This window comes from Youngiibacter multivorans (genome assembly GCF_017873395.1).
Classification (GTDB): domain Bacteria; phylum Bacillota; class Clostridia; order Clostridiales; family Clostridiaceae; genus Youngiibacter; species Youngiibacter multivorans.
In genome coordinates this window covers 79676-96479 of the sequence record NZ_JAGGKC010000008.1, presented here as the reverse complement: position 1 = coordinate 96479, position 16804 = coordinate 79676, and the positions used below count along the sequence as shown (strand labels likewise).

At 46.1% G+C, this 16804-nt stretch carries 17 protein-coding genes and 1 other annotated feature; of the genes, 16 read left to right on the top strand and 1 reads right to left on the bottom strand.

The window, feature by feature from the left end; genetic code table 11:
• Positions 1-14 precede the first annotated feature (14 nt).
• On the top strand, positions 15-641 hold the full coding sequence (locus J2Z34_RS06370) for a glycerol-3-phosphate acyltransferase (protein ID WP_209459033.1): 627 nt from the start codon (positions 15-17) through the stop codon (positions 639-641).
• Between the two features lie 58 nt (positions 642-699).
• Here J2Z34_RS06370 and ndk read toward each other — a convergent pair whose 3' ends face one another.
• Complete coding sequence (ndk, locus tag J2Z34_RS06365) at positions 700-1107, bottom strand: nucleoside-diphosphate kinase (protein WP_209459032.1); 408 nt, start codon at positions 1105-1107, stop codon at positions 700-702.
• Between the two features lie 460 nt (positions 1108-1567).
• Between ndk and J2Z34_RS06360 the strand changes: the two genes are divergently transcribed.
• The 15 genes from J2Z34_RS06360 (at position 1568) to J2Z34_RS06290 (ending at position 16795) form a co-directional block, all read left to right on the top strand.
• Positions 1568-3280 carry a sigma-54 interaction domain-containing protein gene (locus J2Z34_RS06360; protein WP_209459031.1) on the top strand — a complete coding sequence of 571 codons (1713 nt, stop codon included), beginning with the start codon at positions 1568-1570 and terminating at the stop codon, positions 3278-3280.
• A gap of 230 nt (positions 3281-3510) precedes the next feature.
• Positions 3511-4770, top strand: coding sequence for a CaiB/BaiF CoA transferase family protein (locus J2Z34_RS06355; RefSeq protein WP_209459030.1), 1260 nt, complete (start codon positions 3511-3513; stop codon positions 4768-4770).
• Positions 4771-4798: 28 nt separating this feature from the next.
• Positions 4799-5932, top strand: a complete 1134-nt coding sequence (locus tag J2Z34_RS06350; protein ID WP_209459029.1) for an acyl-CoA dehydrogenase family protein — start codon at positions 4799-4801, stop codon at positions 5930-5932.
• A gap of 16 nt (positions 5933-5948) precedes the next feature.
• Positions 5949-6734, top strand: a complete 786-nt coding sequence (locus J2Z34_RS06345; RefSeq protein ID WP_209459028.1) for an electron transfer flavoprotein subunit beta/FixA family protein — start codon at positions 5949-5951, stop codon at positions 6732-6734.
• Positions 6735-6739: 5 nt separating this feature from the next.
• Positions 6740-7762 carry an electron transfer flavoprotein subunit alpha/FixB family protein gene (locus tag J2Z34_RS06340; RefSeq protein ID WP_209459027.1) on the top strand — a complete coding sequence of 341 codons (1023 nt, stop codon included), beginning with the start codon at positions 6740-6742 and terminating at the stop codon, positions 7760-7762.
• A 128-nt stretch (positions 7763-7890) separates the two neighbouring features.
• Positions 7891-8076, top strand: a complete 186-nt coding sequence (locus J2Z34_RS06335; RefSeq protein ID WP_209459026.1) for a hypothetical protein — start codon at positions 7891-7893, stop codon at positions 8074-8076.
• A 222-nt stretch (positions 8077-8298) separates the two neighbouring features.
• Positions 8299-8820, top strand: coding sequence for a translation initiation factor IF-3 (gene infC / locus J2Z34_RS06330; RefSeq protein WP_209459025.1), 522 nt, complete (start codon positions 8299-8301; stop codon positions 8818-8820).
• A 20-nt stretch (positions 8821-8840) separates the two neighbouring features.
• Positions 8841-9038 (top strand): 50S ribosomal protein L35, encoded by a 198-nt coding sequence (gene rpmI / locus J2Z34_RS06325; RefSeq protein WP_023388244.1) that lies wholly within the window; start codon positions 8841-8843, stop codon positions 9036-9038.
• Positions 9039-9060: 22 nt separating this feature from the next.
• Positions 9061-9417, top strand: coding sequence for a 50S ribosomal protein L20 (gene rplT / locus J2Z34_RS06320; protein WP_209459024.1), 357 nt, complete (start codon positions 9061-9063; stop codon positions 9415-9417).
• 162 nt (positions 9418-9579) lie between these two features.
• Complete coding sequence (locus J2Z34_RS06315) at positions 9580-10947, top strand: TrkH family potassium uptake protein (protein ID WP_209459023.1); 1368 nt, start codon at positions 9580-9582, stop codon at positions 10945-10947.
• Between the two features lie 16 nt (positions 10948-10963).
• A complete protein-coding gene (locus J2Z34_RS06310; RefSeq protein ID WP_209459022.1) occupies positions 10964-11629 on the top strand; it encodes a potassium channel family protein in 666 nt (221 codons plus the stop codon).
• Positions 11622-12419: a TrmH family RNA methyltransferase gene (locus J2Z34_RS06305; protein ID WP_209459021.1), complete on the top strand. Its 798-nt coding sequence runs from the start codon at positions 11622-11624 to the stop codon at positions 12417-12419. The genes J2Z34_RS06310 and J2Z34_RS06305 overlap by 8 nt, the downstream gene beginning before the upstream one ends.
• 56 nt (positions 12420-12475) lie before the next feature.
• Positions 12476-12689 (top strand) — a binding site (T-box leader).
• 59 nt (positions 12690-12748) lie between these two features.
• On the top strand, positions 12749-13771 hold the full coding sequence (pheS, locus tag J2Z34_RS06300; protein WP_209459020.1) for a phenylalanine--tRNA ligase subunit alpha: 1023 nt from the start codon (positions 12749-12751) through the stop codon (positions 13769-13771).
• A 12-nt stretch (positions 13772-13783) separates the two neighbouring features.
• Positions 13784-16147 (top strand): phenylalanine--tRNA ligase subunit beta, encoded by a 2364-nt coding sequence (pheT, locus tag J2Z34_RS06295; protein ID WP_209459019.1) that lies wholly within the window; start codon positions 13784-13786, stop codon positions 16145-16147.
• Positions 16148-16213: 66 nt separating this feature from the next.
• The gene (locus J2Z34_RS06290; protein ID WP_209459018.1) at positions 16214-16795 is read left to right on the top strand and encodes a TetR/AcrR family transcriptional regulator; all 582 of its coding nucleotides are present in this window, start codon (positions 16214-16216) and stop codon (positions 16793-16795) included.
• Positions 16796-16804 lie beyond the last annotated feature (9 nt).

Here is a 16804-nt window from a genome sequence, read left to right as displayed (position 1 = left end):
CGGGGGTGCTTTCCTTGAATTATGCGGTAATAATATTGATAGGCTATCTGCTCGGCAATCTACAATCAGCGTACATACTTGGCAGGGTTTTCAAGAAAGTCGACATACGGGAACTTGGCTTCGGAAATTCGGGGGCATCAAACGCAGCAGTCTCTTTCGGCTGGAGCTGGGGTGTGGCTGTTGCGCTTCTTGACATTGCCAAGGCTTTTCTTTCAGTCATGATTGTCAGAAGCCTCATGGCGACAGGGTTTGTTGAACAGGGATATTTCCCGATGTACCTTAACGGTGCAGCGGTGATCCTTGGGCATGACTTCCCATTCTTCATGAGGTTCAAGGGCGGGAAAGGCACCGCATCTTATGCTGGAATGCTTCTTGGCATAAATCCTTTGCTGGGCTTCGCAGGAATACTCCTGACTACAATAGTAACAGTTGTTACAGACCACATTGCTATCGGAACCCTGGTACTGATTACCTCGGGAGTGGTCAGCGCAATAGTCCTTGGTCATGGCTTACCGAGCGTTATGATATCCTTGCTCCTGTGGGCAGTAAGCGTCTGGAAGCACATTCCAAATTTCAAGAGGATCATGGCAGGTACTGAACATGGACTCAGGCATGCGGTAAACAAGCACAAGAAGAAATAATACGCGCAACTGGAAGAAGCACCCTCGATTGGGTGCTTCTTTTTTCAGTTCTATGATACTATTTTCCTGGCCCGAACCATACTTCAGCCTCGCGCCTGGCGCTTTCTAAACTGTCAGATGCATGCACTGTGTTTTCTGACATGCTTAATCCATAAAGAGCACGGACAGTTCCTTCTGCAGCCTGCCTGGGATCTGTCTTCCCGTTTATCTCCCTTACCCTTGAAATGGCATCTTCCCCTTCAAGGACCAATGCAACAAGAGGGGACCTTGTGATATAACTGATAAGATTATCATAGTAGGGTCTGCCAAAGTGCTCCTTATAGTGCTCCTCAGCCTCTGGTCTCCCTGCATGTACAAGCTTGAGTGCCATGACCTTCAGTCCGTTCTTCTCATAGAGGGAAATGATATTGCCTATAAGGCTGCGCTCAACCGCATCCGGCTTTATGAGCACCAGTGTCTTCTCCATACGCGTCAACTCCATATCCTAGGTTTCTACTTCAGCCTTCGCTGAAAGCGTTTAAACCGATTGTACCACAAGAGTAGACAGAGTCAAAGCGCTGCAGTATGCCGCGGCTCGGCTTATGACCAAAAAAGTATAATATCCTTCAGTGTGCGTACTTTCCTAATTTTACCTGATGATGTGTTATATTGCACTGAACTGCAAAATCACCTTCTTATATTTGCATTAAAGAATAGTCCAGGTAGTGCAAATTCGCCCAGAATATGTGATAATTTATTGACTGTGGTTAATTTTTTTCCAATAATTTCATACATAGTTAATTTATATCAGAAATATTGTTATCATATTGGCAATATTATAAGTATCAGATTAATCATCTGTAACTTATATCGAAATTCGCACGAATAATGCTGCCAATTGTCGGATTACCAGCTTCAAATGATTCTAAAAAACACGGAGTGATATTATGTACGATGATAACCTGATTAATATAAGGACAGATGACTCCTGGGCTTATATCGAAGTTGACGGGCAAGGAAGAATAACTGACTTCAACGACAAGTCTGTAAGCTATTTCAAATACATAAAGAATGGAGATATTCTTACTGATGTGCTGCCCTGGTTCAGCGCAAGCTGGCTAAGAGACAATATAGATAAGAGGATTGCCAAGACATCGTTCGAGGACAGGTTCCTGCTTCAATTCATCAAGAAGGAAAAGGATAACGTCAAGGTTCTTCTGAATGACATTTTTGAGTTTAAGGATGTAATGCAGGCTTGGTGCGAGATTGGTGAAAGCCTTATAAAGCTTCAGTCATTCATAGACTGCTATGATGATTCAGTCATGATAACTAACGGCAAGGGTATCATCAGGGCATTCAACCAGAATTTCAAGAGGGTATCAGGCCTGGAGAATGTTGAAATCATGAACAGGTCGATATATGAACTTGAGGCTGAAGGCCTCTTCCCTTACTGCTCCATAATGGAAGTAATCAAGAGCGGGGAGGAACGGGATTCTGTCGTAAGGTTCTCCAACGGGACTGAAGTGATAATGACATCCAAGCCGCTGTTCCATGATGGCAGGATGATCAGGATAACCTCGAACATTAGGAACGTTAACGAGCTCAACAGGCGTTACGAGGAGCTGTCCGAGAACAGGGTCAGGAACAAGAAGAAGTATATTACAAAGCTAAAGCTTAACGAAGCTGTTGAAAAGCTGAACATAGGCCTCTACTCAAGCGAAAAGATGGAATCTGTGATGGAGGTCATTGAGACAGTCGCAGACTATGACCTTCCGCTTCTGCTTACAGGCGAATCCGGGACAGGAAAATCGATGATTGCAAAATGCATATTCTTAAGTAAGTCCAGCTGCAGGGGCAGCTTTGTCCACATCAACTGCAGCGCCATTCCTGAGAACCTCATAGAATCCGAGCTGTTCGGATTTGAAAAGGGATCCTTCACAGGAGCTGACAAGCCAAAGAAGGGATTGTTCGAAGAAGCGAAGGATGGTGTCATCTTCCTTGATGAGATCGGTGACATGCCTGTTCAGCTTCAGGCTAAGCTGCTTAACGTCCTTCAGGAAAAGAAGTTTTACAGGGTAGGCGGGACGAAGCCCATCGAAACCAATGCCCAGGTCATAGCGGCAACGAACCGGAACCTTAAGGACCTTGTGTCAAAGGGGCTCTTCAGAGAAGACCTTTACTTCAGGCTGAATGTCATACCTATCGAAATACCTGCCTTGCGGGAGAGGAAGGAGGATATCCCGATACTCGCCAAGAACATGGTAGATGAACTGAATGCAACCTACGGCTGCAAGAAGATCATTGATGGTGAAGCTATGAACCTCCTTAAGGAATATGAGTGGCCTGGCAATATCAGGGAGCTTAGGAACCTTATCGAGAGACTCATACTTCTTTCAAAACACAGTCTTATAACTGTAAAGGACCTGCCAGAGGAACTTACATCTGCTGCAAGCAAGAAACCACTCCTGGGGAATAATACCAGCAACAAAGGTGATATCTTTGATTCTGGCAGGAGCCTAAAGGATATCATGTCTGAGGTAGAGGCAGAGATAATTGAGCATGCCATTGAAAAGTACGGTTCAATCAGAAAGGCCGCCGCAGAGTTATCTGTAAATGAATCAACCATAACAAGAAAAAAGAAGAGATCAAAAGTCAATTAGCCTAATGGTTTAATCTAAAATGCCGTGTGCAAAAATGCATGATATTGCAATTTTGCACACGGCATTTATTATTCTAGTCTGTTTTATTCTTGACAAGCTTGTTAAAAAAACTGCTCAGGATGCTGATATTTCCTTGTCAAAGCCATGTTTTTTAACTCTCCCAATATTTTGGCACGACTTTTGCTTAATAAGATATCGTTAATAATAAAACAAAAAAAGGAGAGTTAAAAATGACAGCAAAAAACACTATCATACCTGAATTCGGGCCGCTTTCAGGAGTTCGTGTACTATCACTCGGGTCAATAGTTGCAGGTCCAAACACAGCAAACCTTCTAGCCGATTTTGGTGCTGAGGTTGTCCATATAGAGAGGCCTGGAGTAGGAGACACTTTGAGAGTGCTCGCACCTTTTGCAAAGCACGAAGACAGGAAGGTATCCACAACCTGGGCACAGGATGCAAGAAACAGGCTGAGCCTTACAATGGAGTTTTCACTCGATGTACCTGAATGCAAGGAAATGTTCATGGACCTTGTCAAATCGTCTGATATCCTTGTAGAAAACATGGTCTGGCTTGAAAAGCTGGGTATATATAACGAAGAGCTGCTCGCTGCTAATCCGAAGCTTGTAATATGTCATATAAGCGGATTCGGAAGGCCACAGTTTGGCGGAGACCCTGAAATATGTGACAGGGCTTCTTATGACATGATAGGTCAGGCATATGGCGGATATGCGTTCATAAACGGCAATCCCGAGCCGGCTCCACCGGCAATAGTCAAGCCATGGTTCAACGACTACCTGTCATCCTATGTAGCTGCGTTCGGAATTCTTTCAGCATACATCAACGCTGAGAAGACTGGTAAAGGACAGGAGGTCGACCTTGCCCAATTCGAGGCTTGTGCAAAGCTTCTTGCTGATACTGTCGTAACCTACTCCGAGACAGGAAATGTCAAGAGAAGGAGCGGTCCGGATTCACCTGCATTCCAGCCTTACGGACTATTCCAGGACAAGACCGGAGCTTACATGGTTATAGGTGCATATGGACCAGGCGTTTACAAGAGAGCCATCCAGGCATTCGGACTGGATATAAATACCTATTCGTTCGCAGAGGCTGGCGGATCTCCTCAGGCCATGAATTCTGAGAGAGGAAAAGAGCTAAGGGCATACATTGTTAAATGGTGCGGAGAAAGGACCTGTGAGGAAATTGTCAAACATATGGCAAAATTCAAGGTTCCTGCAAGCAAAATCAACTCTGTTGAAGATATAATTAACGATCCTCACTGGATTGACAGGGGAGACATAATCACATACAGAGATGAGACTCTTGAAAAAGACATAAAGGCTGTCGGCATAATTCCAAAGCTCTCAGGAACTCCGGGAAAGGTATGGAGAGGTGCGCCTACTTTAGGACAGGATACTGACGACATCCTCAGGAAGGTTCTTGGTTACTCGGCTGAAAAGATAGAAGTCCTTAAGGATAAGAAGCTTATTTAGATAAAGCAAATAGGAGGTACTGACTTTAATGAATATAAAACAGAATGAAATGGTTAGGAAGATGGCAAGGGAGCTCGTGAAGAACGAGGTTATGCCATTTGACAAGGAAATGGACCAAAAGGCGGAATTTCCCTGGCATGTTATGAAGGAAATAGCAAAGTACGGAGCGTTCGGTCTTACGGAAGATCCTGCCTATGGCGGCGCAGGCCTTGATTCATATGCCGAAACTATTTTTACTGAAGAGATGGCTTATGGAAGCTCCAGCATAGCGATAACTCTTGATGCCCACTATCTTGCAGCACACATATTCGCCAAGTATGCCAGCAAGGAACTCAAGGACAGACTTATGCCTGATATGAACTCGGGGAACTGCATAGGCTGCTTTGCACTTACGGAGCCATCTGCAGGTTCAGATGCAGCTGGAATCAAGTCTACAGCTCATCTCGAAGGCGATGAATGGGTAATCAACGGCCAGAAGGCATGGATAACTAACTACAGCGTAAGCGGATTCTATCTTCTTGCCGTGCTGACAGACAAGACCAAGGGTACCAGAGGTATCAGCGTTATCATGGTTGAGAAGGGCAACCCCGGATTGAAGTTCGGCCACAAGGAAGACAAGATGGGCATAAGGGGATCTGACACAGGAGAGCTGTTCATGAGCAACTGCAGGGTACCCAAGGAGAACCTGATAGGCGAGCTCGGGAAGGGCTTCAAGTATTGCATGGAGGTCCTCGATATCGGCAGACATCTCATAGGAGCCATGAGCGTTGGTGTCATGAGAAGATGCATGGATGAATCTGTGAAGTATGCCAATGAAAGAAAGGCATTCGGACAGTCAATCGGAAAATTCGAGGCAGTTTCCTTCAAGATAGCAGACATGAAGATTGCAATAGAAACAGCAGAAGCGCTTACAGAAAAGATATGCTACCTGAGAGAAAATAAACAGCCATTCTCAGTACCAGCAGCATGTCTTAAGGCTTATGGCGGCCAAAGGGCTGTCTGGTCCGCGGATGCAGCCATCCAGATCCACGGCGGCAACGGATACAGCAAGGAATTCGTTCCTGAAAGACTGCTGAGGGATGCCAAGATACTCGAAATCGGGGAAGGCACCACTGAAATACAGAAGATGATTATTGGAAACTCAATGCTTAGCATTAAATAACTGGAGGTATGATACTTTGAAAATCGTAGTTTGCATCAAGGAAGTATTCAATTCTGATGATGTCAAGATAGACAAGAAGACCAAGAACATAGACAGAAGAGGAGCAGAGCTCTTCATAAATCCCTATGACCTCAATGCAGTCGAGCTTGCTCTCGAACTGAAGGATAAGTTCGGAGCCGAGACTTATGCAATTACAATGGGCATCCCTTCTGCTGAGAACTCACTGAGAGAGTGCCTTGCAATGGGAATAGACAAGGGTATCCTCTTAACCGACAGAGCCCTTGCAGGATCCGATACCATCGCCACTTCTCTTGCTCTTACGGAGACCATCAAGAAGTATGTTCCGGGCTGCGACCTGATAATCTGCGGAAAGCATGCAATAGATGCTGAGACAAGCATAGTAGGGCCTGCAATCGCTGAAAGGCTTGGAATCGCCCAGCTGACATACGTAGATGAGCTGGTGTCCATTGAGGCAGGCAGGGTGATCGTCAAAAAGGCCTCAGAAAACGGTGACCTTGAGGTCGAAGCAAAGCTTCCGGCAATGCTCTCCGTAACTGGAGAGGTCAATAAGCCAAGATACATGGACCTTAAGAACATCAGGTTTGCAGTAAGCTCTCCAATCGAAGTCGTTAATACCGCAAATCTCGGACTTGCAGCTGAAGCTGTAGGGGTACCCGGCTCGCCAACGGTCGTAGGTGAAATGCACATGGTCGAGAGGGCAGCAGGAGCATGCAGGATGCTTTCCGGCAGCACAGTTGATATAGCCAGGAAGATTGCAGAACTTGCCAAGGCCGCAAAGTAAGCATTATGAGTGAAGTAAGGATAGGTGAAGACATGTCTACAGATACAGGAATTTGGGTTGTTGCCCACAGCAACAAGGATAAGGTACCTCAGGTCACATTCGAGCTGATTGGCAAGGCGAAGGCCCTTGGTACAAAGTTTGATGAAAAGGTGACTGCAGTAATAATCGGCCACGGCATGAAGAAGTCCCTTCTTCAGCCATACGCCTATGGAGCTGATGAGGTAATATATGTCGATGAGGAGAACCTTAAGGATTATGATGCCAATAGCTATGCGAATGTCCTAGAAGTCCTGATAGGGAAATACAAGCCTGCGTCGGTTCTATTCGGAGCTGACAGCGTTGGAAGAGACCTTGCGCCAAGGATAGGTGTCAGACTGGAGACTGGTATATCTGCCGACTGCATAGACCTGGACATGGATATTATAGAAGGAGCAAAGCTCCTGATGCAGAAGAAGCCATATCTCAACGGTGAAGTGATAGTCGACATACTTTGTAAGGAAAGAAGACCTCAGATAGCTACAGTCAAGCCTGGAATGCTTGAGCTTGTGAAACCTGATGAGTCAAAGACAGGCATACCAGTTAAAGAGGAAGTAAAGGTAACTGATGCTGACATCCTGACCAGGATAATCAAGTCGATACCAAGGGTCGAATGTGAAAATGACATTTGCAAGGCTGATGTCATAGTTGCAGGCGGCAGAGGCTTCAAGACCAAGGGAGACTTTGACAGGCTCCAGGAGCTTGCAGACCTGATCGGTGGAATGGTTGGTGCAACCAGGCCTATCGTCCAGGAAGGATGGATATCCGAGGAATACCAGATAGGACAGAGCGGAAAGATTGTAAAGCCGAAACTCTACATAGCCTTCGGAATAAGCGGTGCTGTCATGCACACCGGCGGTGTAATCAAGCCAGGAACATTTATAGCTGTGAATGAGAATCCTGAAGCGCCCATATTCAATGTAGCTCACTATGGCGTGGTAGGCGACTGCAAGGACGTCCTCGCAAGCCTTATTGAGACTTTGAAGAAATAGCAGCATAAGGATGCATTCCAAGATACCGGGACAAGCATCGGCTTGCACGAAAGTCAAATAAGAATGTATAATTGAGCCATCCGGGTGATGGCTCATTCTTTTCCTGAATTCTGCTCCAGGAGGCTGATATGGTTCTCGTAAGACTTTCAGGCAAATCGGGTCCTGATGAGATCATTCCACTGATATCCCTTATCGAGGATGACGATAGTAAGAAACGCAGCAGCAGAAAGCCTCCTGAAGGCGGAAATGGCTGCCTTCCGATAATTATTGTCGTAGTCTTATACTTTCTGCTAAGGCTTGCAGGCTTAAGGTGACTTTCAGGCCTCATTTTCCTCATTTTCCCAGCATAATTTTGCGATTTTTTTGTTGACATGCTTCGATGGTTCCGATATACTAGTTTAGTAAAGAAGAAACGGCCGTTTCTCACCCTACGGTTATGCTGTATGGTCAAGGATTCATGGATTTATCAATGAGTTTTGAGGACGGTTTGTACCGTCCTTTTTTATTATCATTGTTTCAGCATTCCAAATTCGGAGGTGAAAACTATAAATAAAAACGTACCAATCAACAACGAGATCAGGGAGAAGGAAGTAAGGCTCATTTCCAGTACAGGCGAACAGCTCGGTATCGTGTCAGCTAAGGATGCACTTAGGATGGCAGAAGAGAAGGAACTTGACCTAGTAATGATAGCGCCAACGGCTAAGCCGCCGGTATGCAAAATCATGGACTATCACAAGTTCAACTATGAGCAGGCAAAGAAGGAAAAGGAAGCCAGGAAGAACCAGAAGGTCATAACCCTAAAGGAAATACGCTTCAGTCCGTCCACTGAGGAACACGACATCGACATCAAAGCCAACAATGCAAGGAAGTTCCTGCAGGACGGCGACAAGCTGAAGGTTACCGTGAGGTTCAGGGGAAGAGAAGCTGCTTATTCACAGAACGGTTTGAAGATACTGGAATCCTTCGCCGGCAAGTTGGAAGATGTTGGCATCATTGAAAAACCTGCAAAAATGGAAGGCAGGAACATGATTATGATTATGACACCTAAAAAATCTTAACTCAAGGGGAGGAAACCACTATGCCAAAAATGAAGACACATAGAGCCACTGCAAAGAGGATAAAGAAGACAGGAAGCGGAAAGTTCAAGAGAGCTAAGGCGTTCAAGAGCCACATCCTCACGAAGAAGTCTTCCAAGAGGAAGAGAAACCTCAGGAAGAGCGGATATGTATCAGCTTCCCAGGTAAAGACAATCAAGAAGCTGCTGCCTTACATTTAGTAGGAATACGGGAGGATAGAAAATGGCAAGAGTAAAAAGGGCGGTAAACGCTCATAAGAACCATAAGAAAGTATTAAAGCTCGCCAAGGGTTACTACGGCGGAAAGAGCAAGCTCTTCAGAACTGCTAATGAAACAGTAATAAGGGCACTCAGGAACGCATATGTTGGAAGGAAGCTTAAGAAGAGAGACTTCAGAAGCCTCTGGATAGCAAGAATAAACGCTGCTGCAAGGATGAACGGACTCACCTATTCAAGGCTGATGAACGGACTCAAGCTCGCAGGAATTGAAATCAACAGGAAAATGCTCTCTGAGATCGCTATAAACGATCCAAAGGCATTCACTGAGATTGTCAACACAGCAAAGACAAAACTTGCTTAATTAAATAAACCATGTTGAGCCAATAAACCTGACTTTTCGTCAGGTTTTATTGATTTGAAGAAAAAACATCACAGGCCACTGAATGCTCATTGGACGTGATTGCTTGAAGTAAAGTCATATTAGATATATTATTATAGAATAACAGAAGCTTCGAGGTGCGTTATGAGAATACCCGTAACCAAGAAAAGATCCCTCAATCCGGTCCAGATATTATCTATCGGCTTTGCAGCTGTGATTCTGACCGGAGGTCTTGTATTGTCGCTGCCTGTTTCATCGCAATCCGGAGAATTCACGAATTTTCTTGACTCGATATTCACAGCAACATCTGCAGTCTGCGTCACAGGACTGGTAACCCTGGACACAGGTACCCATTGGAATTATTTCGGCAAGACTGTCATTGCCATATTGATAGAGCTCGGCGGACTTGGATTCATGTCAGTGACTACTATGGTAGCCCTGGTAATCGGGAAAAAGATCACACTTAGAGAACGGCTTGTAATGCAGGAAGCTTACAATGCACAGAATCTGCAGGGAATCATAAAGCTTGTGAGGTACCTGCTGTTCTTCACTTTCGGAGTCCAGTTTACCGCTGCCTTGATTTTCATGACTCAGTTCATACCTGAGCATGGGGTTTCCAAAGGTGTATACTTAGGCTTCTGGCACTCAATCTCGGCTTTCTGCAATGCCGGTTTTGATCTTTTCGGAAATGAAATAACAGGTAAATTCCAATCGCTCACACTGCTGAATACAAACAAAGTACTGATACTCACCACAGGTGCACTTATAGTCATCGGTGGCTTAGGCTTTTCCGTCTGGCTTGAGCTTTGGAATAACAGGAAGAGTCCAAAACTGATGAGGAGACTCTCGCTTCATGCAAAGGTAGTGCTGCTGATTACAGGCATACTCCTTTTCGGCGGCATGTTTGTCTTTCTCATCCTTGAATGGAATTATACGCTTTCCGGAATGACTTTCGGCAACAAGCTAGTGAACGCCTGGTTCGCATCAGTGACCCCAAGGACTGCAGGATTCAATTCAGTAAACCTGACTGACATGGCTCCAGCCAGCAGGTTCATAACTATGCTCCTGATGTTCATCGGAGGATCTCCTGGATCAACAGCTGGCGGTATAAAGACGACCACCTTCGGTATTGTAATATTTACTATCTTCTCGGTGCTCAAGGGCAGAGAGGATACAGAGCTGTTCGGCAAGCGACTGTCCAAGGGTACTGTCTACAAAGCAATTTCAGTCTTTGCAATAGGTATTGCCCTTGTGCTCTTCGATATCATACTCCTTGCAATGACTGAAGCCGGAAAACCTATGGAAATGATCATGTATGAAGTTTTCTCGGCGTTTGGTACTGTAGGACTTTCACTTGGCATAACTCCTGACCTGTCATCAATGGGAAAGGTCATTATCGGTGTCACTATGTATCTTGGAAGAGTAGGGCCGCTGACTGTAATGCTGGCGCTTGCCAACATCAAGCATCCGGCTGCAATAAAATACCCTGAAGACAAGCTATTAATCGGATAAAGGCGGGAGAATTCAAATGGCAAGCAAGCAATACGTGGTAATAGGACTTGGCAGATTCGGAAGGTCTGTCGCAGAGACACTTTTTTCAATGGGGCATGACATTCTGGCTATTGATTCAGACGAAGATGTCATACAAAATATTTCTGACAAGGTTACCCATGCGGTCCAGATGGATGCAACTGATGAATATGCGCTAAGGACCCTTGGAATCAGGAATTTCGATGTAGCTGTAGTCACCATAGGCTCAAATGTACAGGCATCAATTATGACAACCCTTATTCTAAGGGAATCAGGGGTAAAGTATATTGTAGCCAAGGCACAAAGTGAAATGCATGCGAAGGTCCTGACCAAAATCGGCGCAGACAAGGTCATACTTCCTGAAAGAGATATGGGAGTCAGGGTCGCGCACAATCTTGTTTCATCAAACCTCCTCGATTTCATAGAGCTTTCACCTGATTACAGTGTGATAGAGATCCAGGCACCTACAGACTGGTATGGCAAGGAAATACTTGATCTTGATGTCAGGTCAAAATACGGAATTAACATAATGGCTATTAAATCTGTCGATGACATCAATATATCTCCTAATGCTAAGGATAAAATCAAGGAAGGAGACGTGCTCCTCTGCATCGGTAACACAGAAGATCTCGCAAGGCTTGAGCACATGATATCAGGTGACTAGAGTTATTACCATAGAAAGCAAAAGCAACCCAAAGATCAAAGAGTTCAGGAAGCTTATGGACAGGAAGGAAAGGCGCCTCAGGGGGCTTTTCCTGGTCGAGGGCTTCAGAATGGTCCAGGAGGCCTTCAAGGCAGGAATGGACGTGCGGGCAGTCGTTTACGACTCCAGTGAGGGAGACCAGCTCCAGAGGTATCTGGGAAGCTACCTTGATTCTGAAGTTCACGAACTCATAGCCTCGAATCCTGATGTTATCAGGCAGCTTTCATCTACCGAGACACCTCAGGGTGTAGTAGCTGTAATTGCCGATTCGAGAAAGGTTCCAGAGTCCAAAGGCCTCATCATATATCTTGACAGGCTTCAGGATCCCGGGAACGTCGGGACCATCATACGGTCTGCTCATGCAGGAGGGGCAAGCCGGGTCATCCTAGGCAAGGGCTCTGCTGATCCATACTCTGAGAAAGCAATGAGAAGCTCAATGGGATCCATATTCCACCTGCCGGTAACGCTTGATGGGGACGATGAACTGGAGAGACTTGCAGCTGAAGGGATTCCCCTTGCAGTGACTTCTCTGGAGGCAAAGAGAAGCATATATTCCGCAGACCTGACCGGAGACATGATTCTTGTGATAGGTAATGAAGGAAACGGTGTAAGGCAGGAGCTTATGGACAGGGCATCCATTCTCCTGAGGATACCAATGCCTGGAAACGCTGAAAGCCTCAATGCTTCTATCGCTGCCTCAGTAATCATATTCGAAAGGGTTCGTCAGCTTGAGGAATCTATGAAAACATGATTAAAGGCCCGCTTGAATTTAGTTTTGCAATGATTTATAATTAGTGGGCATATTCAAAACAGGCACTGATTAAGAGAGTAGTCCGGAATGCTGCCACAAAGGGATGCTGCGTCATAGACTGAAAACGCACTTGGAAAGCACCAGATGAAGTTCACTTATGAGCTCCGGAGATGAAAAGAGTAGTCTTCGGCGGTTAGAACCGTTATATTCCTAAAGTGGGCTGATTTTCAGCCAACTTAGGGTGGTACCGCGGAAATATCCGTCCCTAACCAGGGGCGGTTTTTTATTACATAAATTTTGTCTGATAATGCATGGAAATGGAGGATAATATGAAAAACCAGATTGAATCGATCAAGCAGGAGTTCCTGTCTAAAATTGCTGAAGTCTCAAATATGGAAGAGATAGAGAAGCTCAGGGTGGAATTCCTCGGAAAGAAGGGTGCATTCACTCAGGTCCTCAGGAGCATGGGAGCTCTGACTCCCGAAGAGAGACCTCTCATGGGCAAGCTCGTGAATGATGCCAAGGAGGAGCTTGAGTCGAGAATTGAAATTCTCAAGGAAGAGCTAAAGAACAAGGAAAGGGATAGGAAGCTTTCCTCAGAGGTCGTCGATATTACGCTTCCAGGCAAGAGACCGGTGATAGGCGGAAACCATCCGCTCAGCCTTACGCTGAACGAAATCGAGAAGATATTCCTCGAGCTGGGCTTCACAATAGAGGAAGGGCCTGAGGTTGAGCTAGACTATTACAACTTCGAGACTCTGAACATCCCGAAGGATCATCCTGCAAGAGGCGAACAGGATACCTTCTACATAAACGACAACGTTGTTCTTAGGACCCAGACCTCGCCAGTCCAGATACGCACAATGGAGAACCAGAAACCTCCGATAAAGATGATATCCCCTGGGAAAGTGTACAGGTCCGATGACCTGGATGCTACTCATTCTCCTATCTTCTACCAGATTGAAGGTCTTGTCATCGACAAGGGAATCACCTTCGCAGACCTGAAGGGCACACTGGAGCAGTTTATAAAGAAGCTGTACGGCGAGGGAATAAAAACAAAGTTCAGACCGCATCACTTCCCGTTCACAGAGCCTTCGGCAGAAATGGATGCCACCTGTTTCGTTTGCGGTGGTGAAGGCTGCAGGGTATGCAAGGGTGAAGGCTGGATTGAGCTAGTCGGCTGCGGTATGGTCCATCCGGATGTCCTTAGGAACGGCGGAATAGACCCTGAAGAATATTCAGGCTTCGCGTTCGGATTCGGTCTGGACAGGCTTGTAATGCTGAAATATGGAATAGACGATATCAGGCTCCTGTACGAAAGCGACATGAGATTCCTGAAGCAGTTCAGATAGGAGGACTAATTTATGAAATTACCAGTGAATTGGCTGAAAGACTATGTTGACGTAGACATCGACATCAAGGCTCTCGGAGACAGGCTTACTATGTCAGGCTCCAAGGTTGAAGGTGTCGAGGAGACCTTCAAGATAATAGAGAATGTTGTGACTGGAAAGATAGTAGAGCTCGGGAAGCACCCGGAGGCTGACAAGCTGTTGATCTGTCAGGTGGATATCGGAAACGGATCTATAATCCAGATAGTGACTGCTGCCACAAACATGAAGGAAGGAGATACCATACCGGTTGCGCTTCATGGCTCCACCCTCTGGGGAGGTCTTAAGATCAAGAAGGGCAAGCTGAGAGGTGTTGAATCCAACGGCATGTTCTGTTCAATGGAGGAGCTGGGACTCGCCGAGGAGGGGACCTGCGATGGCCTTATGATCCTTAAGGATGGAACTCCTCTGGGAAAAGACATCAAGGATGTGCTAGGTCTCAACGGTGGTGTGCTTGACCTCGAGATAACCTCCAACAGGCCTGACTGCCTGAGCATACTCGGTATGGCAAGAGAAACTGCCGCAACCCTTGGTTTAAGCTACAGACAGCCAAACTATGCATATACTTCCACAGCATCCTCTGATGCGCCGGTTTCTGTATCCATTGATACTGACAAATGCAGAAGGTATATGGCAAAAGAGATCGTAAATGTAAAGATAGAGGAAAGCCCTGAGTGGATTCAGTCAAGACTTCTTGAAGCCGGTGTTAGACCGATAAACAACATCGTCGACCTTACAAATTTTGTCATGCTTGAGATCGGACAGCCTCTGCACGCCTTCGACAGAAGGGAGATAACCTCAGGAGTCATAAGGATAAAAGAGTCGGTTGAAGGAACTAAATTCACTACACTGGACTCAGTCGAAAGAACCCTTAATTCCGGCACGATCCTCATCCAGGATGATTCCAAGGTCATAGGTCTTGGAGGAATAATGGGTGGTCTTGATTCGGAGATAAAGGAGGACACAACCAGGATAATCCTTGAGGCTGCGAACTTTGACGGAGTGTCGATAAGAAGGTCCGAGGGCTTCCTTGGCCTCAAGACCGAAGCATCCTTAAGATTCAACAAGGACATAGACCCCAACCTCTGCGAGCTGGCAGTGAAAAGGTTCTGCAGCCTTGTCGAAGAGCTTAAGGCAGGCGAGATCGTATCTGAAACAGTCGATGTATACAACATAAGAAGAGTCCCTAACACAATCACACTTGGAGTCAGCTACGTGAATTCATTCATAGGCACTGACATCAGCGGCGAAGAGATGGCAAGGATCCTTAATAGCCTTGACATGAACGCGGAACTGAATGAAGGGGTACTTACAGTAACTACCCCGACCTTCAGAGGTGACCTCAACATCAAGGAGGACATCGCCGAGGAGATTGCCAGGATCTACGGATATGACAGGATTCCTGCTACAGTTCCATCGATAAGAACTGTAAGAAGCGGAAAGTATCCCATCCAGAGGATGAGGGATACCCTGAAGCAGGTGCTTGTTGCATCGGGACTTTATGAGTCCATAGCCTACTCGTTCATATCAAGGAAAGCCCTTGACAAGGTGCTTATCCCGGAGAACTCCGAACTGAGGAAGGTAGTTGAAATAAGGAACCCCCTCGGAGAGGACTATTCGATCATGAGGACAACCTCAGTGCCTTCAATGATGGAGAACCTTTCAAGGAATTTGACAAGGAGCAATCCTGAAGCTGCATTGTTTGAAATCGGCAGGATTTACCTTGACAGGAACGAAGTCCTTCCTCTTGAAAAGGAAGTCCTTACAGTTGGAATGTATGGCGGAGACCTTCTTTTCGAGATTAAGGGTCTTCTTGAGACGATACTTGAGGAATTCGGAATCGAAAAGGTTTCATATGAGAGGTCGAAGAAGGTAGCCTACCACCCTGGAAAATCCGCAGATGTTTCAGCTGCAGGCGAAGCCATAGGTACTTTTGGTGAAATCCACCCGTCTGTTCTGGACAACTATGGAATCGGTGTTCCTTGCTACATATTGGAGCTTGACCTGGATACCCTGTACAGGAAAGCTTCGCTCACAAGAAAATACAGCCAGCTTCCAAAGTACCCTGCAATTTCCAGGGACCTTGCGGTGCTTGTTGACGATGAGGTACTGTCAGGACAGATAGAGGCAGTGATAATAAAGCAGGGCGGAGCGCTCCTTGAAAGCGTGAAGCTGTTCGATGTCTACAAGGGATCACAGGTTCCTGAGGGCAAGAAGTCAATCGCATACAGCCTTATCTACAGGAATCCTGACAGGACACTTACTGACGGTGAAGTCCAGAAGGTCCATGATAAGATACTAAGAAGCCTTGAGTACCAGCTTGGGGCAGTGCTGAGATAACAGCATTGGCCGCGAAAGCGGCCAATTTGCTGTCTGTCATTACTTCTATCAGAAGGAGGACCCTTTATGAAGGAACACAGCAAAAGAAGGCTCCAGGCCATTGAGACCCGGGACAGGATATATAAGTCAGCCATAGCCCTCATGAAGACCAAAGGATACGAGAACTTCACAGTAAGCGAGGTATGCAGGGATGCAGGCGTAGCAGTCGGTTCCTTCTATTCCTACTTTGTCTCCAAGAATGACATTCTTGTTGAGATATTCAAGAAAGCCGATGAGTATTTCAGGGACATTGTCGAGGAGAACCTGATGAAAGGGAATGGGCTTGATGAAATCGTCCTTTACTTCAGGTATTATGGCATATATGTCAGCCTTACAGGTACAGACCTGCAGAAGCAGCTGTTCAGCCCGAAGTCGAAGATGTATGCGACCAAAGGCCGCTATATGATCGAGCTGCTGCGGAGGGTTGTATCCCGCGGTCAGGAAATGGGTGATGTTACCAGAGGGATGACTACAGACGAGATAGTGGATTTCCTGCTGGTCACCGCAAGGGGAGTATCATTCGACTGGTGCATTCGGGATGGCGAATATGATGTCATAGCACGCATGGAAAACTATATACGTAAGCTTACAGTGATCATTAAGCCGTGATGGAGAGTG